Origin of the sequence: Flavobacterium sp. JAS (assembly GCF_020991455.1) — a bacterium.
Classification (GTDB): domain Bacteria; phylum Bacteroidota; class Bacteroidia; order Flavobacteriales; family Flavobacteriaceae; genus Flavobacterium.
Genome location: NZ_JAJMOX010000008.1, coordinates 289,666 through 314,366, shown reverse-complemented (window position 1 = coordinate 314,366; position 24,701 = coordinate 289,666). Strand labels below are relative to the sequence as shown.

Here is a 24,701-nt window from a genome sequence, read left to right as displayed (position 1 = left end):
GGTTTTGAAAACAAGTTGTTAAGAACCCAAGATGTATTCTAGATTAACTTCGATTTCGTCATTGACAAAACTTTCTTCTAAAAGTGAATCAGATAACAGCTTTTTGTTTTCCTGAAGTTTAATGATTTTTTCTTCCACAGTATTTTTCGAAATAAACCGAATCACATTTACTTTATTTAATTGTCCAATTCGGTGCGCTCTTCCAACTCCTTGCTTTTCAGCAAAAGGATTCCACCAGGGATCTAAAAACAAAACATAAGAAGCTTTGGTAATATTCAATCCAACGCCACCGGCTTTTAGTGAAATAAAAAACAACAAAGGCTCTTCTTTTTCCTGAAATAAATTTATCTGCTGTTCTCTTTTCTTCGCAGGAGTTTCGCCTGTAATTTCACAATACGCTATTTTGTTTTCCTTACACCAATCGGTATAAAAACTCAAATTAGTAACAAACGAACTGAAAATGATGGTTTTTTGTTTTCCTTTTACTAAAGTTTCAAGATAATTAGTAACCGCAATATATTTTCCGGAATCAATTTCAGATTCCTGATCGACCATTTTCGGGTGATTACTCAACTGTCTTAACTTCATCAAAGTATTGATAATGCTGATTTTGTCAGGACTTGAACCGTCAGTTTTTAGTAAAAAATTACGAGCTTTAGATTTCTCTTTTTCATATAATTTTTCCTGTTCAGGATCCATATCACAATAGTAAATCTGCTCTGTTAATTCCGGTAAATCTTTTAAAACCTGCTCTTTTGTTCTTCTTAAGATATAAGGCTGAATAAGATTTTTTAATTCTAATAAGCTGTTTTCGTCTTGCTTTTTCTCGATCGGAATTTTAAAATTCTCGGCAAAAAAAGCATAAGTACCCAAAATATCAGGATTTATAAACTGCATTTGCGACCATAAATCGTCCAAAGAGTTTTCGATTGGCGTACCACTTAAAGCGATTTTATGAGAGACATTGATTTTATTTATGGCTTTAAAAATCTTAGAATCTTTATTTTTAATGTATTGACTTTCGTCCAAAATTAAATAACGGAAATTATATTTTTCTAAAATGGAAATATCACGATGAACAATGCTGTAACTCGTGAAAATTAAATCTGATGTTTCTAAGCGATTCTGTAATTGCTTTCTATCGTTTCCAACATATTGCATTTTCGAAAAATGCGGTGTAAATTTTGCAGCTTCGTTATACCAGTTAAAAACCAATGAAGACGGTAAAACAATTAACGTTTTTAAAGGTTCTTTTTCGATTGTAGTTTCGTTTTGAAACAAATCAAAATTGGTTGTTTTCGTTGTAAAACCTAATTGTTCCTGTACGGCAACCAGAACGGCTAAGGTTTGTAAAGTCTTACCAAGTCCCATATCATCAGCCAAACAAGCGCCTAGATTTGAATTAAAATGACTCAAAAGCCATTTTACTCCATCAATTTGATAAGGTCGCAAAGTTGCTTTTAATAAATCAGAAGACACATATTCAGCTTGGAGAATTGGATTTACATCGTCTTTGATTTCCGGAATCGCATCCAAAGCCGCAAAATTAGTTTTACGTAAAAGCAGATTTCCATCTTCGGTTTTAGCCAATTTTGCCAGTGAACTATATTTACTAAGCCATTCTAAAGGAATCAGAAAATAGTTTCCATCAGGCAGTAAAAAGAGTCTTTCCTTGCTTTTTATATTCGGAATAATCTCGCTGAAATTAATTTTATATGTTCCAACAGAAATAATTATTTTAATATCAAACCAATCTTCTTTTGTTTCTCCTTTTGAAGTTGCAACAGTATGATTTTCTGTAATGATTTCTTTGCTTTCCAGTTTCAGATTTTCAATCGTAAATCCTAAACTTTCCAGTTCTTCTTTACGATCAATAATAAATTGAATATTGGTATAAGGATCATGAATTTCATTATCTGAATTTAATCCGAACAATTCGTTTTTGACTTTTATTAAACCAATTTCCTGTAATTTATTTGTATATGAATTTTCATCAGAACTTCGTTTAAACTGAATTATTTTTGGTTCATTTATAAGACCAAAATCAACAAACGAATGTGTTTTTTTAGTTTTACTGGCGTCAAATATATAGCCGTTATAATCAAAATAAAGGTTGAGATAATAACAGCTTTTAAAGAAATCATAAACGGGCTGAATCGTACACGAAATGATTTTGTCCCGAAGTTTAATTTCGAAACCGGTCGCGTCAATGTCTATTTTTTTGGCTATTTCAGGAATGAAATTCTTAAAATAATTGTCAACTAATTTCGAAGGTATTTCGATTGATTTCTTCTTTAAAAAAGGCGAAAGTTTCTTAGAATTAAGATCTTTTAGCTGTCCTAATTTTTTATCGACAATTAACCAGCCCGGTTCGTCCAAAAGAATATCGACACTTTTATCCATTGGTAAAAATGAAGTTTCGTTTTCTTTTAAAGATAGGGTATAAGTAATTCCTTCTTTATGTTTGTCAAATTGAATTTGAGGTTCAAAATCTAACGAAGTTGTATCGACTCTCCAACGATAAAAATCCTTTTCGGCACTCATATTAGCAGATAACGGATATTGTTCTTTTACAATTAGATTGTAAAAGGATTCTAAGTTAAATTTTAAATGCTGACGAATGGCAAATTCAATTTTGGAGTCTTTTTGCAAATCAGCAATTGTTTTTGCCGATTTGATTTTGGCACTGAATTTTTTGAAAATAAAATCAGACTTTAAAGATTCACAAGCAGTGAGTATTTTTTTGGTGCTAGAATCTAAATTTTCAAAAGCGATTCCAAAACTCTCCAGTACGTCCGTACTTGCTTTTTTGTCTAAATATTTAATATCATCGGTATTGTCGATGACGTAAGCAGTTGGGATAAAGATATTCAGATTTTTTTCAAAACTGATGTCAAAACAAAATTGAAATGATTTTGAGAGTTCCAAGATTAGGGGTTGAGTTTAATTGTGATTTGGGCGTGGACTAAAATTTAAAAAGTTTTCAAATTATTGCTATTTTGAAAACTTTTTAAAGGAATTTATATGGTAAAAAAACTGTTTAGTTTTCTTGTTTAAAACAAAGCGGAATAATTTCACCTTTTGCTAAGCAATATTTCTCAACCAATTCAGGAGAGATTTTATTCGTATAATCTTCTTCGATTACGATAAAACCAATGCTTCTTAGTTTATCAAAATAATCACGGCCATAAATACGAACGTGATCGTATTGTCCAAAAATCTTAGCGCGTTCTTTTTGATCTGTGATAGTATCATCAGCAAAAGTTACAGCTCTAGATAAATCCTGTGGAATTTGCAAAATTGCCATTCCACCCGGTTTCAATACACGAAACAATTCCTGCATTGCTTTTGTATCGTCCGGAATATGTTCTAGAACATGATTACATAAAATAACATCGTATTCATTGTCTTTGAAAGGCAAATTACAAATGTCTGCTTTTACATCTGCCAAAGGCGAAAATAAATCAGTTGTAGTATAATCAAGATTTTTCTGCTTGCGGAATCTTTTATAAAAAGCTTGTTCCGGAGCAAAATGAAGTACTTTTTTTGGTGCTGTAAAAAAATCAGTCTGATCGTTTAAATACAACCAAAGTAAACGGTGTCTTTCTAACGAAAGTGTACTTGGCGAAAGCACATTGTTACGTTGTTTTCCATATCCATACGGCAAAAACGATCTGAAACTTCTCCCGTCAATTGGGTCAGTAAATCGACTTCCTTTTAATGAAAGTGCCAAAATTGGACGTGCCACATAACTTAAACGAATTAATAATGGACGCGGGATTGTATTTAATACTAGTTTGAATAGTTTTTTCACAGGGTTTTATTCGGGGTTGAATTTTAATTATAGAACTAACGGCACTTTTCTGAATTCGTCTTCTTCGTTGCTTACGATTCCTAAGGCTTTATAGATGTATTGGAAAGTCGATAATAATTCTGGTTTTCCGTCTATTAGTGCCACGTCGTGTTCGAAATGTGCACTTGCTTTTCCGTCAGCAGTTGTAATTGTCCAGCCGTCTTTATGTTGTTTGATGTTTCTTGTTCCCATGTTAATCATTGGCTCAATTGCAACAACCATTCCTTCAACAAAAAGTTTTCCGCGACCACGTTTTCCGTAGTTTGGCATTTCTGGTTCTTCGTGCATTTTTTGCCCTAAACCGTGACCAACCAATTCGCGAACAACTCCGTAACCGTGAGATTCAGTATATTTTTGAATCGCATTTCCAACATCTTCAACGCGATTTCCAGCTTTAAATTCTCTAATTCCTACATAAAGAGATTCTTTAGTTACTTGCAGAAGTTTTTTTACCTCAGGAGCAACTTCTCCAATTTCAAAACTATAAGCATGATCACCATGATATCCATTTTTGAATGCACCACAATCTACCGAAATAACATCACCGCTTTTCAATGGCGTATTATTCGGGATTCCGTGTACAACCTGAGAGTTTGGACTCATACAAAGTGAATTCGGAAAATCATATAATCCCAAGAAACTAGGAACCGCACCGTGATCACGGATAAATTCCTCAGCTAATTTGTCAAGATATAATGTGGTAACTCCTTCTTTAATTTCAGAAGCAATCATTCCTAATGTTTTCGATACGATTAAAGCACTTTCGCGCATTAATTCAATTTCCTCTCTACTTTTTTGGATAATCATATTTTTCAGATTTTCAGTTCGCAAAAGTACGATTTTAATATTATTTTTTTAGGTTGATGAATTTAAAAATTTTCGCCACGAATTTTATGAATTAACATAAATGGAATAGTCTAAATTTTTGCTACGAATTTCACGAATTTTCACTAATTAGTTTGTGTGCAGATTTTAAAAACAATGATTTTGCGTCAAAATTTATTCGTGAAAATTAGTGAAATTCGTGGCAAACCTTAATTTTTTAAATTCAACTCAAAATCTCTTAGACTTAGTATTTGACAGAAAAGCCGTAAATTAGTGATACTTAAAACTACTGTAATTATGGAAACGTCTATAGATCAAGAAAATATATCCAAGAAAAAAGCTTTAAATAAAATGAAAGGAAATGCGTTGGCACTTTTAGGTGTTGCGGTACTTTTATTTATTATTGCTATTTATTTCAAAATTCCAATGTTGCAGGCTTTTAGCGAAGCGGCAATGGTGGGTGGAATCGCAGATTGGTTTGCGGTTGTAGCCTTGTTTCGTCATCCGTTAGGAATCCCGATTTGGCACACTGCCATTATTCCGACTAAGAAAAATGAGATTGGTGAAAATCTGGGAAATTTTGTTTCAGAAGAATTTCTGAATCGTGAAAAATTGGAAATTAAAATAGAAGAATTCAACTTTGCTACAAAAGCTTCTGAATGGCTTTCGCATGACGAAAACGCCAATAAAATTGCCAATTTGGTGGCTGTAAATGTCATTCCGGGAGTTTTGAAAACATTAAAAGATGAAGATATAAAACACTTTATTCAAACTCAATTCAAAGAAAAACTGGAAGCAATTAACTTTGGAGAATGGGTTGCGCTGGCTTTAGAACCTTTGCAGAAAGGAAACGTAAAAGACGAATTGCTCACCAATGTTTTGAACGTGATGAGCACGGAACTCACTAATAACAAAGATTTGATCAGAAGGAAAGTAAAAGAATCAACACCATTTTTGAGTTTTGGCTTAGCCGATAAAAGCATTACAGAAGGCGTTTTTAATGGATTGGCAGATTTTCTAAATGAAGCCAAACAACCGGGAAGCGCTATTAGAATTAAGATTGACGAATATGTTTATGATTTTCTGGATAAAGTGAAAAACTCAGAAGAAATGAGGATAAAAATCAATACGATGATTCTTGGCTTTGCCGGAAAAAAAGAAGTTCAGGATTACATCAATGGAATTTGGGACGAGATAAAATTGTCAATTACCAATGATTTGGAAAAAGGGGAAGATTCTTCAATTAAGAAAAATATTTCCAGTCTGATTCAAGGTTTTGGAAGCGGAATAAAAGAAGATCCTGTAATGATTGACAAGATCAATAATTTTATCAAAAACGATTTACTTTCTATTCTTTTAAACAATAAAAAAGTGATTGGAGATTTGATTTCGTCAACCGTAAAAAGTTGGGATGGAAAAGAGGTTTCTGAAAAACTAGAATTAGAAATTGGAAAAGACCTGCAATACATCAGAATCAACGGAACTTTGGTTGGTGGACTTATCGGAATCTTGATCTATTGTGTTGAATGGACTTACCATTATTTTGTGATGTAGTACTTATTCAGAAGAAATACACCCAATTTTGTCATTTCTCCTTCGTCGAAATTGACAAGAAAACTTAACGTGGATTTGTGTTTAAAAACAAAAAAGAGACAAATTATTAAAACATGTCTCTTTTCTTATATAATAAAATGGATTTCTACAATAACGAGTGACAAGTCATTGCGTTAGGTTGCTGAACTCCCATTAATTCTAAAATAGTAGGAGCAATGTCACCTAGAACACCATTTTGGATATTTTTTAATTCTTTATCAACCAGAATAATCGGCACTGGGTTTGTTGTGTGTGCTGTATTTGGGCTTCCGTCAGGATTAATCATTGTTTCGCAATTTCCATGATCGGCAATTACGATTGTAGTATAATCATTGGCAAGAGCCGCTTCGATAACTTCTTTTACACAAGCATCAACAGCTTCACAAGCCTTAATTGCAGCACTCATGATTCCCGTATGACCAACCATGTCTCCGTTAGCAAAGTTTAAGCAAACGAAATCAACTTCACCTTTGTTCAATTCAGGAACAAGTGCAGATGTAAGTTCAAATGCGCTCATTTCCGGTTGTAAATCGTAAGTTGCCACTTTTGGAGAATTTCTCAAAATACGAGACTCACCTTCAAAAGGAGTTTCTCTTCCGCCAGAAAAGAAAAATGTCACGTGCGGATATTTCTCTGTTTCAGCAATACGAATTTGTTTTTTACCCGCTTTTTCTAAAACCTCACCAAGAGTTTCGGTAATATTATCTTTGTTGTAAACAACTTTTACGTTTTGGTATGTTTCGTCGTAATTTGTAAGCGTTACATAATACAAGTTCAATTTGTGCATGTTTTGCTCGTGGAAATCTTGTTGCGAAAGCGCTTCTGTAAGTTCACGGCCTCTGTCAGTTCTAAAGTTGAAGAAAATTACAACATCATCTTCTTCTATAGTTGCCAGTGGTTTGTCATTTGCATCAACCATTAAAATTGGAGCAATAAACTCATCTGTAACATCGTGTGCATAACTGTCAAGAACACTCGCAACGGCATTTTTAGATGGAGTTCCAATAGCGTTTACTACTAAATCGTAAGCTAGTTTTACACGCTCCCAACGTTTGTCACGATCCATTGCATAGTAACGACCAATGATTGAAGCGATTTTTACCGGTGTATCTTTAATATGATCTTCTAAATCCTGAATGTATTTTGCTCCGGATTTCGGGTCAACATCACGACCGTCTGTAAATGCGTGAACAAAAACTTTATCTAAACCATATTCTTGCGATGCGTCGATTAATCCACGTAAATGAGAAGTATGAGAGTGAACACCTCCATCAGAAACTAATCCTAAAAAGTGTACTTTTTTATTGTTTTCTTTAGCGTATGTAAAAGCATCAACAAGTACTTGTTCTTTTGCAAGTGTCTTGTGTGCTACGGCTAAGTTTATTTTGGCTAAATCCTGATATACAATTCTTCCGGCACCAAGATTCATGTGACCAACTTCACTGTTTCCCATTTGACCTTCAGGTAAGCCAACATTTAATCCGTCAGTTCGAAGTTGTGCGTTTGGGTAATTTTTATACAGGCTGTTTATAAAAGGAACATTTGCATTGTCTATTGCAGATACTTTAGGGTCAGGAGATTTTCCCCAACCGTCTAAAATCATTAGAATTACTTTTTTATTCATCATTTTTAGTTTTTTACAAAGATAAACCATTTATAAAATGTGAACGAAAGCATTACTACAATTTACGGTTAATAAAATGAAGCGTATTAAAAAATATTAATTTAGTCGTAGAACACTAAAAATATTAAAATTAATTCACGCTAGGCTCTGTTTCTAATCTTATTTTTGACAGCATTATAGTCTATAAAATATTTAACACTTACTGAAAGAATGTGTTTTAAAGCATCGTTGTTCAATAAATCTGTAACATTATGTTTGTAATTCTTGTTGATAATGCGTTCAAAATTTGAAGCATTATTACGGTATAAAACTGAAAGTTGGCTTCCGGGCGCAAACCACCAGGAATACGATAAATCAGTATTCCAGGAATAAAAGCTTGAGTTTTTATTTTCGGTATATTGTGGATAAGGAGCCAGAGTTCCGTCTGGTTCAAGTTCTAAAATATCCTTGTTTTCAGCCGATGACCAATATTGACGAACCGCCAGATTGATTGTCATGGCACTGTTTATAGCATATTTTCCGCCTAGCGTATTTGCGTATGTAATTACATTTCTATTCGCAAAAACAATAGTTTCGGGAGTGTTTTCGATGTTATCATCGTCATAACGATCAATATACCCTTTATTGTTGTTTCGTCTTAAAAAACTAAAAGTATAAGTTAGTAACAGTTTGTCGTTAAATCTATATCTCGGACCAATATCAGCCCCGTAAGCAATTCGTCCGGATTCATCGGCAATGGCAATAGATGGGTTTAAGTCAATAGCAAATTTCTTGTTGTAATTGGTGGACACACTTGCCCATGCTTCAATTCTTCTGGGAATAATAACATACCTGTTTTCTGCTCTGGGTTCGTAATAATCATTAGATTCCAGCGGAAAAAGAGTAACTCCAAAGCCGTAATAATTATTATTTACTGATGTAACATTTACTTCAGAACTTATTTTATTGTCTTGTACTTTTCCTGATTCTTTATTGAACTCGACATACATATCGTAGTCAACTTTAAATTTATTGAAGAGTTTTGTAGGGTTTAGAATTCTATAATTAGCATTGCCATAAAAGTTATAGTAATTAGTATAAAAGTTAATTCCCAAATCATTCGGATCAAAATCTTTGGTTACAAAATCAGAACCTACGCTATAGCGGTATTTTTCGCTGGTCTCGGCAAAACTGATAGTTGAAAAAAGCCCGTTTTTATCTTCAGCAGCATTAATAAAGCTGTATTTGATATTACCTGATAAGTTATAGGTATTTGCTTTTGTGTTCAAATCCCAAACTAATCCGGTTAGGTTTGCATCTCTGTAATGACCGTTTCTGCTAACATTTGTATTAATAAACGTTATCGAAGAATTTTTTCTAAAGCGTTGATCCAGAACCAGTACATTATAATTTGTTAAAGGTTCTACAATTATGCGTCTTGTTTCTCCCGTTATCGTATCTTTTATAGTAGCATAAGTTTTTTCAGTAACAGCGTTTAGAACTCCAATTCCTAATCCGTTTTTTGTTCGTCCTGAAACTTTCAAAGCATTGATTAGATTAACGTTCTGAACATTGTCAATGATTTCTTCATTATCATGTAACTCAGGATCAATAGATGGTTTTCCGCCAATACGTCTCGAGTAAAATATATTACCTTTATTAAACAAGTCAGTTCCTTCGGTAAAAAAGGCCCTATTTTCATTGAATTGCTGCTCAAACGGACCAAGATTTAAAATTTGATCGTCGTATTTTGCCTGTCCAAAATCAGGAACTAAAATAGCATCTAGCGTAAAAGCATCACTAATTCCGTATTTAATATCCATACCGCCTTTTATTGTGCCATAAGTTTTTTGTCCATCAGCAGCATTCAAATAATAAGAAGCATAAGGCAGAAAAAACAATCGGGTAGGAGGTTTGATATTTTCGATTCCTGTCAAATCACCATTTTGTTGTGTAAATGTTCCAATTTTGGTATTAATCAAATTCCAGGTATATTTTTTACGCTCTCGTTTTATATCTCTGAAAAAATTTATACCCCAGGTTTGTTTGTTTTCCCCTGAGAAACGCAAGGCAGCATACGGAATTTTAATTTCGACTACCCAGCCCTTATCCGTTATTTTTGCTTTGCTAATCCAAACGGCATCCCAGGAATAATCCTCGCCGTTGGCATCTGTCATGATACAATCACCTTGTACGTCGGCAGCAGAAACAAAAAACTCAAAATTTTGTTGACCGTCATTAAAGCCATTAATAAAAACGCCAAAGAGATCGGCAGTTCCAAAGTTGTCGCGCTGCGAAATTTCTTTTAGAATCTTGGTAGGCTCGTCATCATAAAGCATTGCGCCAATATAAATGGCGTCATTATTATATAAAACTTTAATATCTGTTTTTCTGTTCTCCGGAATCGGTTTTCCATTGTCAGGATCATACATTACAAAATCTGTTGCTATCGAAGCATTTTTCCATGCCGATTCATCCAGTTTTCCATCAATAGTAATGCTTTGCGAAGTCGATTGGGTTTGCAAAACTTTTTTCTGACAATAGCCTGAGAAAGTTGATAAAAGAAGAATTAAAAAAAGTGCTTTTTTCATGAAATATTTAAAATAAACGCGTCTGTAATGTCTGTTATGTTAATAGACAACAATTTTTCCGGAATGTTACAGTTTTAATTATAAAAAATGCTATTTGGTTAAGTTTTCTTTAAGAAAGTGGCTCAAAATGCTAAGATTTTTATGATAAGTAAAACTCTTACAAATAAAAATGATTTTTGCTCCAAATGCTAATTTTTTACTTTGGTTTTGTTAAAGTTTAACCAAAAGACCCCTGATTTACAGGGATATATTTTGATAAGTGCATTTTTTTTATACTTTTGCCAAACCCAAATCCTATTGTTTAACCTAAAGAAATTCAATGATTTATAAGATTTATCCGTTGCTTGTGTTTTTGCTATTGTCTTTTGGTAAAGATTCAAAAAGCACACCCGAAATTAAAAAGACTGTAACAAAAAGTTTCGCCAAAGTTGAGAAACTTACTGTTGATGCAAAAATTGAAAGTGTTTACAATACTTTGAATTCCAATAACTTTAATTTACCTGAACTTAAAACTTTTTCTGAAGCTTTAAAAGGGTTTTATTTATTAAAAGAAAGAGGAATTATTCAAAAAAATATTTTGACATTGATTGATTTTAGTTTGTCATCAAATTCAAAACGCCTTTGGGTGATTGATTTGACAACAAATACTATTTTATTCAATTCCTTAGTTGCTCATGGACGAAATACCGGAGAAGAATTTGCATCTGCATTTTCAAACTCAAACTCCTCTTATAAAAGTAGTTTAGGCTTTTATGCAACAGGTGAAATCTATAGAGGAAAACATGGAGATTCTCTTCGTTTAGATGGTCTTGAAAACGGAGTAAATGATAACGCCCGCGAAAGAGGAGTAGTTATGCATGGCGCCGATTATGTTTCAGAATCCTTCATAAGAGGTAATAAAAGATTAGGCAGAAGCCAAGGTTGTCCTGCGATTCCTATGGAATTAACGGATGAAATAATAGAAACTATCAAAGATAAATCGTGTTTGTATATTTATCATCCGTCAAGAAGTTTTGCGATGGAAGAAAAGCTAATTTCTTAATTTAGCGTACAAATCAAGATCTAAATTATAAATATCAGCTCTGAAAATGAGCTGATTTTTTTCGCTCCAAGCGGTCCAGTACCATTGATACAAAGCGTATTTTTTAATTATTTTTACGCTGGTTGTTTTTTCGGTCACAATAAGAGTATCAATCTTTTCTCTTGACCATTTTTCGGGATCATCTAAAATATGTTCGGCCAATTCCAGAGGATTTTCAATACGAACGCAGCCTGAACTTAGTGAACGATTACTTCTTCCAAAGTAATTTCTGTGATTAGTATCATGCAGGTAAACGCTATGATGGTTTGGAAATAAAATCTTCATTAATCCCAACGAATTATTATATCCCGGACTTTGCACATAACGATAACTGTTGGGTTTGTTTTCGTTCCATGCATTTGGATCTACAACTTTTCCTGTAGTATCATATATAGTTATGTTTTTGTTTGCCAGATAATTTCTGTTGAGCTTCATTGCCGGAACTACATCTTCTTTTAATATCGTTGGCGGAACAGTCCATGTTGGGTTAAAAACAATTGTTTTTAGAGTTGAGGTGATAATCGGAGTTTTTCTTTTAATGGTTCCCACTACAATATTTCGAACTAAAGTGGTGTCTTTATCTTCGACAACATTTAAGCTGTAATTCGGGATATTGATGATAAAATAATTATCGGCTAAATTTGTAGTGTACCATCTCCAACGCTCTAAATTAGCAATAATTTGTTGTTTTCTTTGGTCTTTCGAATAGTTTAAAGCACTTATAGTTCCTGTGCCAATAACCCCATCGGGTGCTAAACCGTGTCTTTCCTGGAACTTTTTGATTGATTCGAAAGTCTTTCTGTTGTAAATTTTACTCAAAGTATCTTTTCCGGACATATCTCCCCAAAACAATAGTCTTTTTTTGATATTGATTAAATTACTGTTAGTGTCATTTAAAGTTATTTTTTTTGTCAGAGAATCAAGAGTAATTGTTCCGATATCGTCATCCGGAAACGTATCGATAATTTCAAGTGCTTTTAAAAGTTGTTTGTATGTATGAGATTTTGGCTGAATATTGTCAACAATACTGTCCAGTTTATTTTTGTTAAATGCTTTTATCAGAACATTGTTTACATCAAATGTCTTTTCTTCCAGATCCCAGTCTGTATATAATGTCTTTGGATCTAGTTTTCCTTTATAAAGGTGATTCAGGTATTTTTCAAAGTTATATGTTAACAGAATATCATAAGTTGCCAAATCAGCATCATTTAGTGTACTAATTCTGCTTTCAAATTTTTTGAGTTTAGAAGCTTTGTAGTCTTCAGGATTTAAGCCAAGTAAATCTGCTTTTTCTAATTGTGATAAAACGTATGTTCTTTTTTTAAGATTTCCCCAAACTGTTTGGTTTTCAGAAGCGTTATAGAATTGTTTTAAGGTTTCGCTCTTAAAAACATTTATTGTTGCAGTATCTATTTGTACTTTTCTTTCGTCAGTAAGTATAATTAAGGGTACCTTTTTTTTGACAATAGGGGCGGGTTTAGGTGTATCTTTTTTACAACTAATAAATAAGCATATTACTAAAAAAAGGTAAAGTTTTCTCATGTCATAATTTTTTAAACATTAAATAATGTTCACCAACATCTTTAATGTCAAATGCTTCTCCCAGAGTTTCGTAGTTCATTTTTTTATAAAAACCAACAGCAGCCGTTCTTGCATTGAACCAGATTAAATCGACATTGCTATCATTGCAATATTTTTCGCAATGTTTTACTAAAGCTTCTCCAATTCCTTTTTTCTGATGGTTTTCTAAAACGGCCATTCCTCGAATCTGAGCTTGATTTTTTTCGGTAAAGATAGGGTTGATTTTATTGAATAGTGAAATAATTCCTGTTAAATTTTTATTTTCAAATAAACCAAAGTGATGTGTCGTTTCGAGATCATCACCTTCAAAGACGCAACTTTCGATAGGTTTTCCTTTTCTTAGAACAGGTTGACGAACGATATAAGTTTCTTTTGAGGGTATTTCTTTAATAATATTCATGATTTGTGTAAAATAAATAAATATATAACTTTTTAGTTTTAAATTAGTTATAAATAATTGTTGTTTTTTATTGATTTTTTTTGCGAAAAAGCTTGTTTTTAGCTTGATTTATTTTTTATATTTGCACCACAGTAATGCGAAAGTAGCTCAGTTGGTAGAGCTCCAGCCTTCCAAGCTGGTTGTCGCGAGTTCGAGCCTCGTCTTTCGCTCTAAAAAACCGGAATTTAAATGTTTCGGTTTTTTTATCAAAATAAAATAATTTTTGATTTTTATTTTTTTTAAAAGATTTAATTATTATATTTGCACCCTATTAATGCGAAAGTAGCTCAGTTGGTAGAGCTCCAGCCTTCCAAGCTGGTTGTCGCGAGTTCGAGCCTCGTCTTTCGCTCTTCAAAATCCTCAAACAATTTGTTTGGGGATTTTTGCTTTAGAGTAGGTTTGTAAATTCTAATATTTTTAAATTCCAAATTCCAATTCTTTTGCATTAATCGTTTTAAACTTGAAATTTGGAATTTAAAAATATTTGGAATTTTATTTTAAGTTACTCAAATCGCTTTCGGTTTCTAATTCCTCAGGGTCGCTATTTTGTTTGAATAAACGTGCTTTTAAGTTTCCTTTCAAAGTTATTTGGTCTCCTTTAACTTCAAGCCAGCTTCCTTCTCTTAATCCTAAAACAGGGATCGAATTAAAGGCATGAAATTCTTTAATTCTTGTTTCGCGTGTTTCGCCCATGTGTTGTGACTGATCATCGGGATCTAAATAATGCGGATTTAAATTGAAAGGAATTAATCCTAAAGTCTGAAAACTTGGGGGATAGATTATAGGCATATCATTTGTGGTTTGCATTGATAAACCGCAGATATTGCTTCCTGCACTGGTTCCTAAATACGGAGTTCCGCTTTTTACTGTTTCTGCAAGAACCTGCATGATATTGTTTTTGTACAATTGAGTAACGAGTAAAAAAGTGTTTCCTCCTCCGGTAAAGATTCCTTCCGCACTTTTTATGGCATTTTCGGCATCTGCAAATTCATGAATCCCTTTTATAGAAATGTTAATAGAAGCAAAAGCCTGAGCTACTTTTTCAGTGTACTCGTCATGCGAAATTCCGCCGGGACGCGCAAAAGGAATGAATAAGATATTTTTACAATTTTTAAAATGTGACTCTAATGTAGGTAGTATGTACTCTAAATAGCTGCCTCCGTGTAGAGTAGAGGTGCTGGCAATGATGATGCTTTTCATAAAATTTTAACTCAGATTGTTTCTGTTAAAGATATTAAAACTCTTTTTTCGCAGGAGATAAATGGGGTTTAATTAACATATTTTTACCAACTCCTTAATACTAAATTTGGAATACATTAAGATATTTTTACACCTTTAAGAATAATTCTAATTTTTCAGCATTTTGATCAATAAGGTTGCATGTATTTTGATGATTGTTTTGGGGCAGACTAGTTGGTCCCAGAGCCAGGATCGTAGTGTTATTAACGGAAAAATAACGGCAAACACATCTGATTTAGAAGGTGTTTATGTTATTAATGCTCAAACTGAAGTTATGACAACTACAGATGAGACGGGCGCTTTTTCTATTGCAGCCAAAGAAGGTGATACATTGGTCTTTTCGTCTATTCAGTTCAAAGAAAACAGAGTGTTGATTACTGCTGAAAATTTTTCAGATCTTCATTTTACTGTAAAACTGAATATGGTAATGCATCAATTGCAGGAAGTTGTGGTTCGAAATTATAACGGAATTAATGCGACATCTTTGGGGATTATTCCTCAGGGACAAAAAAGATATACAGAGGCTGAAAGGAAATTGCATACGGCTACCGCTTTGAATCCTGAGGCTAATGCCGGAACAATGGCTGGAGGTTCTATTTCTGCAGATCCTATGTTTAATTTTTTATCAGGTCGTACTGCAATGCTAAAAAAAGAGGTTATAGTGGAGAAAAAGGAGGTTTTTATGAAACTTTTAGAGCGTATGTTTAGTATGGATCATTTTGTAAATAGACTGCAAATTCCGCTTGAGTACGTAAAAGGATTTGAATATTATGCAGTCGATAATGATAAATTTACGGCAATCTTAAATTCAAAAAATAAAACTTCGACAGAGTTTTTATTAGCAGAATTAGCTGTAAAATACAAAGAAATAATAGCGAGTGAAAATAAATAACAGTATACTAGTTTTTCTTCTAATAGTGGTTCAGATTAGTTTCGGACAAAACACAGCTTCGAAAGAAATCATGGGTCAGATTGTAGAGAAAACTACTTCGGTTGACGGTGTAAATATTATTAATAATACTTCACAGGTTTCTGCTATGTCAGATTCAAACGGAATGTTTTCGATTCTTGGAAAAGAAGGTGATGTTTTAGTTTTTTCATCCGTTAATTTAGAACCTCTCAAACATAGAATTACTGCAGAAGATTTGGCAGCGACTTCGATTTTGATAAGAATGACAGCAAAAGAAATTGAATTAAAAGAAGTTGTTGTAAATGAAAATGCCAATATCACAGCCGAAAATTTAGGCATAATTCCATACGGACAAAAAAAATATACGCCAGCAGAACGAAAAGTTTACACAGCAACTTCGACTTCTGTCGATAAGTTGCTGAACATGATTTCAGGAAGAACCACAATGCTTAAAAAAGAGGTAAATGTGGAGAAAAAGGAAATGCTATTTAGAAAAATGGAGTACCTTTTTGAAGAGAATTATTATACAGATCGATTGAAAATTCCGGTAGATGATATCAAAGGATTTCAATTATATTGTGTAGATGATGCTGAATTTGCCGTATCTTTGAATACTAAAAACAAAACAATGAGTATGTTTTTAATAACAGATTTAGCAAGAAGATATTTAATAATTCTCGAAAATGAAAAATAGACTAGGAATACTCGTTGTGTGCTTATTTTGCCAGATTGCGCTGGGACAAAATAATTCAAGGAAGCCATTACATGGGCAAGTTGTCAATAGTAAATTGGCTATAGAAAGCGGTTATGTGATGAACATTAATGCAAACGTTAGAACTTTTATTGGTTCAGGCGGGTTGTTTGATATTATGGCAAAACCAAAGGATACTTTATTGTTTACAGGTCTGGCATTTCAGGCGAAAAAAGTTGTTCTGACAGAAAAAGATTGTTCAAATGTGCTTTTTGTGGTTCAATTGGATTTGGCTAATAATCAATTGAAAGAAGTTGTTGTTCGCAAAGATTTAAAAGTAAAATCACTAGATAAAGATACTCAGAAATATGTTGATATGCAGTTTGAAGATGACAAACAATCTACAGCAAAAAATATCGCAATGTACTCTGATCAAACCATTAAATACGGAACAGATTTTGTTCGAATTTTTAAAGATGTAAAAAAGATTCTGACTAAAAATAAAGATGAGGTAAAACCAGAAGTTATTGACGATATGGCTTTTATTCAATATTCCAGAGCTAATTTTTCGCCGGACTTTTTTACTAAAACATTAGGATTGAAAAACGATGAAATTGATTTGTTTTTAATGTATTGTTCTAATGATCCGGAATCTAAAAGACACTTAAAACCAGAAGAGAAGTTTGAATTAATGGATTTTATGGTTAATAAAAATAAAGAATTTCAAAAAGCAAATGTTGCCGAAAAATAGATTTATTTATCCTCTTTTAGGAGTATTGTTTTTATCGCTTTCTGCTTTTGCATTCCATAAATTTTATATGGGTGTTTTTCAGGTCAATTATGCGGCCGAAAAAAAAATGATTCAAATTACTTCGCGAATCTTTGTGGATGATTTGAATAACGGAATCGAAAAAAAATACCATAAAAAAACATACATCGGTACTGAGAAAGAAACTCAGGCCGATGTTGATTTGTTAAAGAAATACCTTTCTGAAAATTTCACGATAAAAATAAACGGACAATCAAAAACGATCACTTTTTTATCTAAAGAAGTAGAGTCTGATGATGTTTTGGTTTGTTATTCCAGAATAAAGGATATTGAGAAATTTAAGACAATTGAGATTTCAAATACTATTTTAGTAGATTGGAATGCTGAACAACAGAATATTACACATGTTACGGCATTTGGTACTAAAAGAAGTGTTCTCTTTACAGAATCTTCAAGGAAAGAATTGTTAAAGTATTAAATAATATATAAAATTATTATTTTAATTGTTATTTTCACACCCTGACAAAATTACCAGTAAAAATTTATGAAAAAACTTTCATTATTATTGCTTTTTCCTGCAATACTTATCGCTCAGGAAAAAACGACCACCACCGTTGCACCCAAACAACAAGGTAAATACGATACTAACAAATTCAGTCAAATGTATGATTTGTTGGCAACGCCTAATATGTTTCGTACAGCAGCCGGTGCACCAGGACCAGCATATTATCAACAACAGGCAGATTATAAGATTGATGTTGAATTAGATGATAAAAATTCAAAATTAAGTGGTTCAGAAACGATTACTTATTCGAACAATTCTCCGGATAGTTTAGAGTATTTATGGATTCAATTAGATCAAAATCAGGCAAAAGCAAATACGCAATCTACTTTAGCCGAAAGCGAAAAAATCAGCCAGGTTTTACCGTTAGATGGTTTTTCGAATAAATATTTGAAAAAAGATTTAGAGCGTGGGTTTAATATTGAATATGTAAAAGATGCAAAAGGAAATGCGATGTCTTATACGATCAATGAAACTATGATGCGTATTAATCTGGTAACTCCTTTAAAACCGGGAGAAAAAATCTCGTTTTCCGTAAAATGGTGGTATAATATCAATAACTATAGAAAGGAAACTGGAAATGGACGTTCAGGTTATGAATTATTTGAAAAAGACGGAAACAAAATATATGTAATTGCTCAGTTCTACCCAAGAATGGCGGTTTACAACGATGTTGAAGGATGGCAAAATATGCAGTTCTGGGGAAGCGGAGAGTTTGCTTTACCTTTTGGGAATTTTGATGTAAATATTACCGTTCCTGCAGATCATGTAATCGATGCAACAGGAGAATTGACAAACAGAGCAGAAGTTTTTACGCCAGAACAAGTAAAACGTTATGAACAAGCTCAAAAATCATTTGACAAACCAGTTGTAATTGTTACACAAGCTGAAGCTGAAGTAACTGAAAAAGGTTTCTCTGAAAAGAAAAAAACTTGGAAATTTAGTGCTAAAAATGTTCGTGATTTCGGAATTGCTTCGTCAAGAAAATTCATTTATGATGCAATGGCCGTAAAATTGGGTAATAAAATTGTAATGGCAGAATCAGTTTATCCAAAAGAGGCAAATCCGCTTTGGGGAGAAACTTCGACAATGACTATAGCGCATACTTTAAAAAGTTATTCATCTCACACATTTGATTATCCTTATCCAAAAGCAGTATCAGTTTCTGCAGAAGATCAAGGGATGGAATATCCAATGATTTGTTGGAATTATGGTCGTCCTGACGAAAATGGAGTGACTAGTAAAGAGGTTAAAAACGGAATGATTGGCGTTGTAATTCACGAAGTGGGACACAACTTTTTCCCAATGATTGTAAACTCTGATGAGCGTCAATGGACTTGGATGGATGAAGGTTTGAACTCATTTATGCAATATATGGCAGAACAGGAATTAGATCCAAATTTCCCATCAAGACGTGGTCCTGCAAAAAACATTGTTCCTTACATGAGCGGAGATCAGAAGTTTTTAGAGCCAATTATGTCAAACTCTGAAACTATTGCTCAATTTGGAAATAACGCTTACGGAAAACCGGCAACAGGACTTAATCTTTTAAGAGAAGTTGTTATGGGACGAGAATTGTTTGATTATGCTTTTAAAACATACGCAAACAGATGGAAGTTCAAGCACCCAACCCCTGAGGATTTCTTTAGAACTATGGAAGATGCTTCTGCTGTAGATTTAGATTGGTTTTTTAGAGGATGGTTTTACTCAACAGATTTCGTAGATATCGGAATCAAAGAGGTAAAACAATACTATGTTTCTGATACTCCAACTACAGATATCAAAGATGTAAAAGTTAGAAAAGGACGTTTCGGATTTGATAAAGGCCCATTTGTATACTTAGTTTCCAACGATAATGCCGAGGTTAATGCTTCAACTAAAAAACCGTTGAAAGTAGCTGATTTTAAATTGTTATCAGATTATGTAGATCAAACTTTTACTGTAGAAGAAAAAGCAGGTTTAAAATCGCCTAAATATTTCTATGAAGTAGAATTTAATAAACCAGGCGGAATGATTATGCCAATTCTTGTGGAGATCACTTATGAAGATGGTTCAAAACAAAATTATCAATATCCGGCTCAAATCTGGAGAAAGAATAATGATACTGCTAAGAAAGTTTATGCAACTGATAAAGCAATCAAAAGCATTCAGATAGATCCAAAATTAATGACCGCAGATATTGATGTAACCAATAATTCTTGGCCAAAAGTAGAAGAAAAGTCAAAATTTGACTAAAGATAAAAGGAAAAAGACTCTTTTCAGAGTCTTTTTTTTTAAGTAAATTTTAAAACTGTCAGCTACAAAATTTAATATCTTTGTGGCACACAAAAATTAAAGATATGTTTGGTATAGGAGGAGGAGAATTAGTTTTCATACTATTTATAGTTCTAATGCTTTTTGGTTCAGACAAAGTGCCGGAAATTGCCCGTACAATGGGGAAAGCAATGGCTCAATTGAAAAATGCAACCAACGATATTAAAAGCGAAATTCAGAAAGGTGCCGAGGCTAATGGTCTTGATACAAAATCCCTTACTGATATAACTGGAAATATCAATGCCCAAATTAGCGATGCTAAAGCTAATATAATGGGTGACTCGACTAATTTATTAGGAGATACTGCAACAGAAATAGATAAAGTAAAAGAAGACATAGATACAATCTCGGGACCTGTAAAACGCCAAATATAATGCTTGAAAAAATAAAAGAATTAGATACAAATCTATTTATATATCTTAACGGATTAGGTTCAGAAGCATACGATAAACTTTGGCTTATTATTACCAGTCAATTGAATTGGACGCCATTTTTTTTACTTCTTTTTTATCTTATTTATAAAAAAGTAGGAGGAAAACAAACTTTGTATATTGTATTGTTTATAGCTGTTTTGTTGACTTTTACAGATCAGGTTACCAATTTGTTTAAATACAATTTTCAGCGTCTGCGTCCGTGTAATAATCCCGAAATCAATTCGTTTATTCGTGTTGTTCAGGTTAGAAAATCATTTAGTTTTTTCTCAGGGCATGCAGCTAATACAATGGCAGTTGCTACGTTTTTATTCTTAGTTTTAAAACGTCATTTCAAGTACTTAGGATTCTTGTTTTTATGGCCGTTAATCTTCGCTTATAGCCGAATTTACTTAGGATTGCATTATCCGGGAGATATTCTAACAGGTTATTTCTTTGGAGCACTTTTCGGAAGTTTACTTTATTTAGTATATCGAAAACTAAAACCGCTTTATTTTCCAGGATAGTTTTTTTTAAAGAGGTTCTAAGTTGCTAAGGCACTAAGTTTCTAAGTCTTCAATTAGAAAGCTCAGGAACTTAGTATCTCAGAATTTTTATAAACTTTTTTCACTCCATTGTAATCCATTTGGAAGTTCTTGTTTGCTAAACTCAATATGAATTACTCTTCGTCTTTCGTTGTTTGTAGTTTTGTTTGAGGCATGAAATAGTAAAGGTTTCATAATCATGATTCCGCCTTTTTCGACTTCGCAGATCGTTTCTTTTTCATTTTCAATTCCCAGATTTTCAATTCTCAAAATTCCTTTTGAATGCGAATTGTTTATGACTTTTAAAGCGCCATTGTCTTTTGTTGTTTTATCAATATGAATTCGTATTGTAAAATTATTTTCGAGAATTTCTTTTGGTGGTTGAACAGCAAATTGATTTTGCTTTACAGTCCAATTTTCAAAATTCTCAATCTCTATTTTCTTATCAACAGAAATAGTCAAATCCTGATGGTAAGCCACAAACCAATTTGATTTCTCAGGCTTATCAAAATAGATTGATTTCGTAATAAAATATCCTTTTCCAAAAGTTGATTCAATTACGTCTTTTAAATTTTGATTGAAAATAAAAGGTAAAGTATCGGGAATTTCCTTGTGAAATTGTCTTATAGCAAATAGATCTTGAGATTTTCTAAAAGTCGTATTCTCGTTTGAATTCTCTGTTACATTTTCAATTAACGAAATTAGCTTCTCGATTTCATTTTCAGAATAAACGTTATCAATAATTGCAAAACCCTCAGAATTTATTTCATTGCTATAATTCATTATAAGTATTTTTTAAATTGCCTCCTGCTTTAGCTGGAGGTAAAATGAAGTTGTATAGAAAATGGCTTTAGTCAAAATACACAACGATTTCGGCTAAAGCCATTTATGATGATTTAAATTTATTCCTCCAGCTAAAGCAGGAGGCAATTGAAATATTGGTCTTGAGTATTTTTAAAAGAATCTTTAAGTTGCTGAAGTTTCTTTGTAAATTGAAAAAAAAACTTAGAACCTTAGCACCTCAGAAACTCAGAACCTTTCCTCTAAAGTACCCTGCTCACAGTCAAACCATCGCGAATAGGTAATAAAACTGTTTCAACTCTAGGATCGTTCTTTAAAAGTAAATTGTATTCTAAAAGCACTTTTGTGCTAACATCATTTGGGTGAACCGGTTCCAGGATTTTTCCGCTCCATAAAACATTATCGGACAAGATAATTCCGCCTTTATTCATTTTTGGAACAATCATTTCCCAGTAATTCAGGTAGTTTTCTTTATCGGCATCAATAAAAACCAAATCGAACTTAACATGCAAAGTTGGGATAATATCAACGGCTTCTCCTAAATGTTGAAAAATTTGTTTTCCCCAAGGAGACGCATCAAAATATTTACGTTGAAAATCGACCAATTCTTCCTTAATGTCAATAGTATGCAATTGTCCGTTTTCCTGCATTCCTTCGCACAAACACAAAGCAGCATAACCAGTATAAGTTCCAATTTCAAGAATATTAACCGGACGAATCAATTTAGATAGCATACTTAAAACGCGACCCTGAAAATGTCCACTTAACATTCTAGGTAAAAGTATTTTCTGGTATGTTTCTTTGTTGAGTTTGGCTAACAATTCCGGTTCGTTTTCAGAATGTTGTTCGATATAGTCTTCTAGGTCTTGTGAAATAAAATGCATCTTGTAGTGTCTTCAAAAATTGAATGCAAAAATACAAAAAAATATTGGCTCATTTTTTTGCATAAAAAAACCACTCGCAACGGCGAGTGGTTTCAATTTTGAATCCGGAAGAGATTATTTTTTCAAAGCGTCATTAACGTCTTTGGCTGTTTTTACTGTTCCGTCTTTGGCAGCTTTTGCGGCATTTTCTACTTTTTCAGCGCCTTTTTTCGTAGCGTCTTTTACGTCATCAGCAGCTTTTTTAGTAGCATCTTTAACATCTTCGGCAGCATTTTCTGTTTTGCTTACTGCGCTGTCTTTTACTTCTTTGATATCTGTTGTTAGAGAATCGACTTTGTTTCCAAGAGTTAACTCGTCTTCTGCTGGTTTTGGCTCTTTTTTCTCGCATGATTGAACAGCGGATGCTAATAAAGCAACAACAGCTAAACTTAAAATTTGTTTTTTCATAATGAATGATCTTTTTTAGGTTATAAAAATTTAAAGGTTATAAAGCTGAAAAATAAAGATACACATTTTTAAATGACTGCGCGCTTTGTAAGATTATTTTCCTTTTGAGAGCAAGACAATTCTTGTGCCAAAATTTATAATTTTGAAAGATTAATGGTAAAGTTTTTTCAGAATTAAAAGGTTTCCATAAATACTTAGTAACTTTGCACCATGCAAATTGAGAAAAAAGACATAAGAGCCTTATCAAAAGATCAATTGCGAGATTTTTTTGTCGAAAATAATGACAAAGCTTTTCGTGGAAATCAGGTCTATGAATGGTTATGGAGCAAAGGAGCACACAGTTTTGATGATATGACGAATGTTGCCAAAGCAACGCGTTCTATGCTTGAAGATAATTTTGTAATCAATCATATTAAGGTTGATACCATGCAGCGCAGCAGTGACGGGACAGTAAAAAATGCCGTTCGTTTGCACGATGGTTTAGTAGTAGAATCAGTTTTGATACCAACAGACACCAGAACAACAGCTTGCGTTTCGAGTCAGGTAGGTTGTAGTTTAGATTGTAACTTCTGTGCTACTTCACGTTTAAAAAGAATGCGTAATCTGGAGCCGGGAGAAATCTACGATCAGGTTATTGCCATTGATAAAGAAAGCCGTTTATATCATAATCACCCACTTTCGAATATTGTTTTTATGGGAATGGGCGAGCCTTTGATGAATTATAATAATGTAATCAAAGCAATCGATATGATTACTTCACCGGAAGGTTTAGGAATGTCGCCAAAACGTATTATGGTTTCGACTTCAGGAATCCCGAAAATGATTAAAAAGATGGCCGATGACGATGTAAAATTCAAATTGGCGGTTTCTTTGCACTCGGCAATTGATGAAATTCGTGCGCGAATCATGCCTTTTAGTAAAAACTTCCCATTGGCAGATTTGAGAGAATCATTAGAATATTGGTATAGAAAAACAAAAAATAAGATTTCGTACGAATATGTAGTTTGGAAAGGAATCAATGACGATAAAGCTTCAATTGATGCTTTGGTGAAATTCTGTAAATACGTACCATGTAAGGTTAATTTAATCGAATATAACCCAATTGATGACGGAGAGTTTCAACAAGCTTCAGAAGAGTCTATAATGGCTTATATAAAAGCTTTAGAAAATATTGGCATTATAGTAAAAGTGCGTCGCAGCCGCGGAAAAGATATTGATGCAGCTTGTGGGCAATTAGCAAATAAAGAAGGATAAATTTATATTAGTGATATAGGTGTAGTCCCTACGGGACAAAAAATCATCATCATTAATGTTTTTCTACCAAGATGTAATCTCTCCGAGATATTTTTAGGAATTAGATATTGAAAGAAAATGTTCAATAGGTATTATGTTTAACAATAATAATTTCTCCGAGATATTCCGTTAGGAATTAAATGTTGGTAGCAAAAGAATAAACGCAAACCTCAAAATGTCCCGTAGGGGTTACATTTGGTAACATAAAAAAAGCATTAAAAACGAGAGAGATTCTTGTTCTTAATGCTTTTTTTTGGAGCAAAAAGGATTC

21 protein-coding genes and 2 tRNA genes are annotated in these 24,701 nt (G+C 33.0%); 12 read left to right on the top strand and 11 right to left on the bottom strand.

Features of this window, described 5'->3' with window-relative positions; translation table 11 throughout:
- Window positions 1-18 precede the first annotated feature (18 nt).
- The 3 genes from LPB88_RS14010 to map form a co-directional block, all read right to left on the bottom strand.
- Window positions 19-2,928: a DEAD/DEAH box helicase gene (locus LPB88_RS14010; RefSeq protein WP_230716324.1), complete on the bottom strand. Its 2,910-nt coding sequence runs from the start codon at window positions 2,926-2,928 to the stop codon at window positions 19-21.
- Between the two features lie 112 nt (window positions 2,929-3,040).
- The gene (locus tag LPB88_RS14005) at window positions 3,041-3,814 is read right to left on the bottom strand and encodes a class I SAM-dependent methyltransferase (RefSeq protein WP_230716323.1); all 774 of its coding nucleotides are present in this window, start codon (window positions 3,812-3,814) and stop codon (window positions 3,041-3,043) included.
- A 27-nt stretch (window positions 3,815-3,841) separates the two neighbouring features.
- Entirely contained in the window at window positions 3,842-4,660 is an 819-nt protein-coding gene (map, locus tag LPB88_RS14000; protein WP_089354223.1) for a type I methionyl aminopeptidase, read from the bottom strand.
- A 315-nt stretch (window positions 4,661-4,975) separates the two neighbouring features.
- Between map and LPB88_RS13995 the strand changes: the two genes are divergently transcribed.
- Window positions 4,976-6,232: a DUF445 domain-containing protein gene (locus tag LPB88_RS13995; RefSeq protein ID WP_230716322.1), complete on the top strand. Its 1,257-nt coding sequence runs from the start codon at window positions 4,976-4,978 to the stop codon at window positions 6,230-6,232.
- 145 nt (window positions 6,233-6,377) lie between these two features.
- On the opposite strand, the gene gpmI is transcribed toward LPB88_RS13995, so the two are convergent.
- Window positions 6,378-7,895 (bottom strand): 2,3-bisphosphoglycerate-independent phosphoglycerate mutase, encoded by a 1,518-nt coding sequence (gene gpmI, locus LPB88_RS13990; protein WP_230716355.1) that lies wholly within the window; start codon window positions 7,893-7,895, stop codon window positions 6,378-6,380.
- Between the two features lie 140 nt (window positions 7,896-8,035).
- Window positions 8,036-10,465: a DUF5916 domain-containing protein gene (locus LPB88_RS13985; RefSeq protein WP_230716321.1), complete on the bottom strand. Its 2,430-nt coding sequence runs from the start codon at window positions 10,463-10,465 to the stop codon at window positions 8,036-8,038.
- Between the two features lie 319 nt (window positions 10,466-10,784).
- Between LPB88_RS13985 and LPB88_RS13980 the strand changes: the two genes are divergently transcribed.
- A complete protein-coding gene (locus tag LPB88_RS13980; RefSeq protein WP_230716320.1) occupies window positions 10,785-11,507 on the top strand; it encodes a murein L,D-transpeptidase catalytic domain family protein in 723 nt (240 codons plus the stop codon).
- On the opposite strand, the gene LPB88_RS13975 is transcribed toward LPB88_RS13980, so the two are convergent.
- Window positions 11,496-13,088, bottom strand: coding sequence for a murein L,D-transpeptidase (locus tag LPB88_RS13975; protein ID WP_230716319.1), 1,593 nt, complete (start codon window positions 13,086-13,088; stop codon window positions 11,496-11,498). The two genes, LPB88_RS13980 and LPB88_RS13975, sit on opposite strands and share 12 nt — an antisense overlap.
- A 1-nt stretch (window position 13,089) precedes the next feature.
- Window positions 13,090-13,527 (bottom strand): GNAT family N-acetyltransferase, encoded by a 438-nt coding sequence (locus LPB88_RS13970; protein WP_230716318.1) that lies wholly within the window; start codon window positions 13,525-13,527, stop codon window positions 13,090-13,092.
- Window positions 13,528-13,663: 136 nt separating this feature from the next.
- Between LPB88_RS13970 and LPB88_RS13965 the strand changes: the two genes are divergently transcribed.
- Window positions 13,664-13,736 (top strand) — tRNA-Gly (locus tag LPB88_RS13965).
- A gap of 106 nt (window positions 13,737-13,842) precedes the next feature.
- Window positions 13,843-13,915, top strand: a tRNA-Gly gene (locus LPB88_RS13960).
- A 143-nt stretch (window positions 13,916-14,058) separates the two neighbouring features.
- On the opposite strand, the gene pepE is transcribed toward LPB88_RS13960, so the two are convergent.
- On the bottom strand, window positions 14,059-14,766 hold the full coding sequence (gene pepE / locus LPB88_RS13955) for a dipeptidase PepE (protein ID WP_230716317.1): 708 nt from the start codon (window positions 14,764-14,766) through the stop codon (window positions 14,059-14,061).
- Between the two features lie 163 nt (window positions 14,767-14,929).
- On the opposite strand from pepE, the gene LPB88_RS13950 reads away from it, so the two are divergent.
- The 7 genes from LPB88_RS13950 to LPB88_RS13920 all read left to right on the top strand — a co-directional run bounded on the left by LPB88_RS13950 (window position 14,930) and on the right by LPB88_RS13920 (window position 20,987).
- Window positions 14,930-15,697 carry a carboxypeptidase-like regulatory domain-containing protein gene (locus LPB88_RS13950; protein ID WP_230716316.1) on the top strand — a complete coding sequence of 256 codons (768 nt, stop codon included), beginning with the start codon at window positions 14,930-14,932 and terminating at the stop codon, window positions 15,695-15,697.
- Window positions 15,684-16,409 carry a carboxypeptidase-like regulatory domain-containing protein gene (locus tag LPB88_RS13945; RefSeq protein WP_230716315.1) on the top strand — a complete coding sequence of 242 codons (726 nt, stop codon included), beginning with the start codon at window positions 15,684-15,686 and terminating at the stop codon, window positions 16,407-16,409. Before LPB88_RS13950 ends, LPB88_RS13945 begins: the two co-directional genes overlap by 14 nt.
- Window positions 16,399-17,157 carry a hypothetical protein gene (locus LPB88_RS13940; RefSeq protein WP_230716314.1) on the top strand — a complete coding sequence of 253 codons (759 nt, stop codon included), beginning with the start codon at window positions 16,399-16,401 and terminating at the stop codon, window positions 17,155-17,157. The genes LPB88_RS13945 and LPB88_RS13940 overlap by 11 nt, the downstream gene beginning before the upstream one ends.
- On the top strand, window positions 17,141-17,653 hold the full coding sequence (locus LPB88_RS13935; RefSeq protein ID WP_230716313.1) for a DUF6702 family protein: 513 nt from the start codon (window positions 17,141-17,143) through the stop codon (window positions 17,651-17,653). Before LPB88_RS13940 ends, LPB88_RS13935 begins: the two co-directional genes overlap by 17 nt.
- 66 nt (window positions 17,654-17,719) lie before the next feature.
- A complete protein-coding gene (locus LPB88_RS13930; protein WP_230716312.1) occupies window positions 17,720-19,972 on the top strand; it encodes a M1 family metallopeptidase in 2,253 nt (750 codons plus the stop codon).
- Window positions 19,973-20,076: 104 nt separating this feature from the next.
- Window positions 20,077-20,424, top strand: coding sequence for a twin-arginine translocase TatA/TatE family subunit (locus LPB88_RS13925; protein WP_230716311.1), 348 nt, complete (start codon window positions 20,077-20,079; stop codon window positions 20,422-20,424).
- Complete coding sequence (locus tag LPB88_RS13920) at window positions 20,424-20,987, top strand: phosphatase PAP2 family protein (RefSeq protein WP_230716310.1); 564 nt, start codon at window positions 20,424-20,426, stop codon at window positions 20,985-20,987. Before LPB88_RS13925 ends, LPB88_RS13920 begins: the two co-directional genes overlap by 1 nt.
- An 87-nt stretch (window positions 20,988-21,074) precedes the next feature.
- Here the strand turns inward: LPB88_RS13920 and LPB88_RS13915 are convergent, their stop codons facing one another.
- From LPB88_RS13915 to LPB88_RS13905, 3 genes are all read right to left on the bottom strand, one after another.
- Window positions 21,075-21,788, bottom strand: a complete 714-nt coding sequence (locus LPB88_RS13915; protein WP_230716309.1) for a phytanoyl-CoA dioxygenase family protein — start codon at window positions 21,786-21,788, stop codon at window positions 21,075-21,077.
- Window positions 21,789-22,048: 260 nt separating this feature from the next.
- The gene (locus LPB88_RS13910) at window positions 22,049-22,690 is read right to left on the bottom strand and encodes an O-methyltransferase (RefSeq protein WP_230716308.1); all 642 of its coding nucleotides are present in this window, start codon (window positions 22,688-22,690) and stop codon (window positions 22,049-22,051) included.
- A gap of 114 nt (window positions 22,691-22,804) precedes the next feature.
- Entirely contained in the window at window positions 22,805-23,137 is a 333-nt protein-coding gene (locus LPB88_RS13905) for a hypothetical protein (protein WP_230716307.1), read from the bottom strand.
- Window positions 23,138-23,347: 210 nt separating this feature from the next.
- Here LPB88_RS13905 and rlmN point away from each other — a divergent pair, with 210 nt between their 5' ends.
- Entirely contained in the window at window positions 23,348-24,391 is a 1,044-nt protein-coding gene (gene rlmN, locus LPB88_RS13900; protein ID WP_230716306.1) for a 23S rRNA (adenine(2503)-C(2))-methyltransferase RlmN, read from the top strand.
- Window positions 24,392-24,701 lie beyond the last annotated feature (310 nt).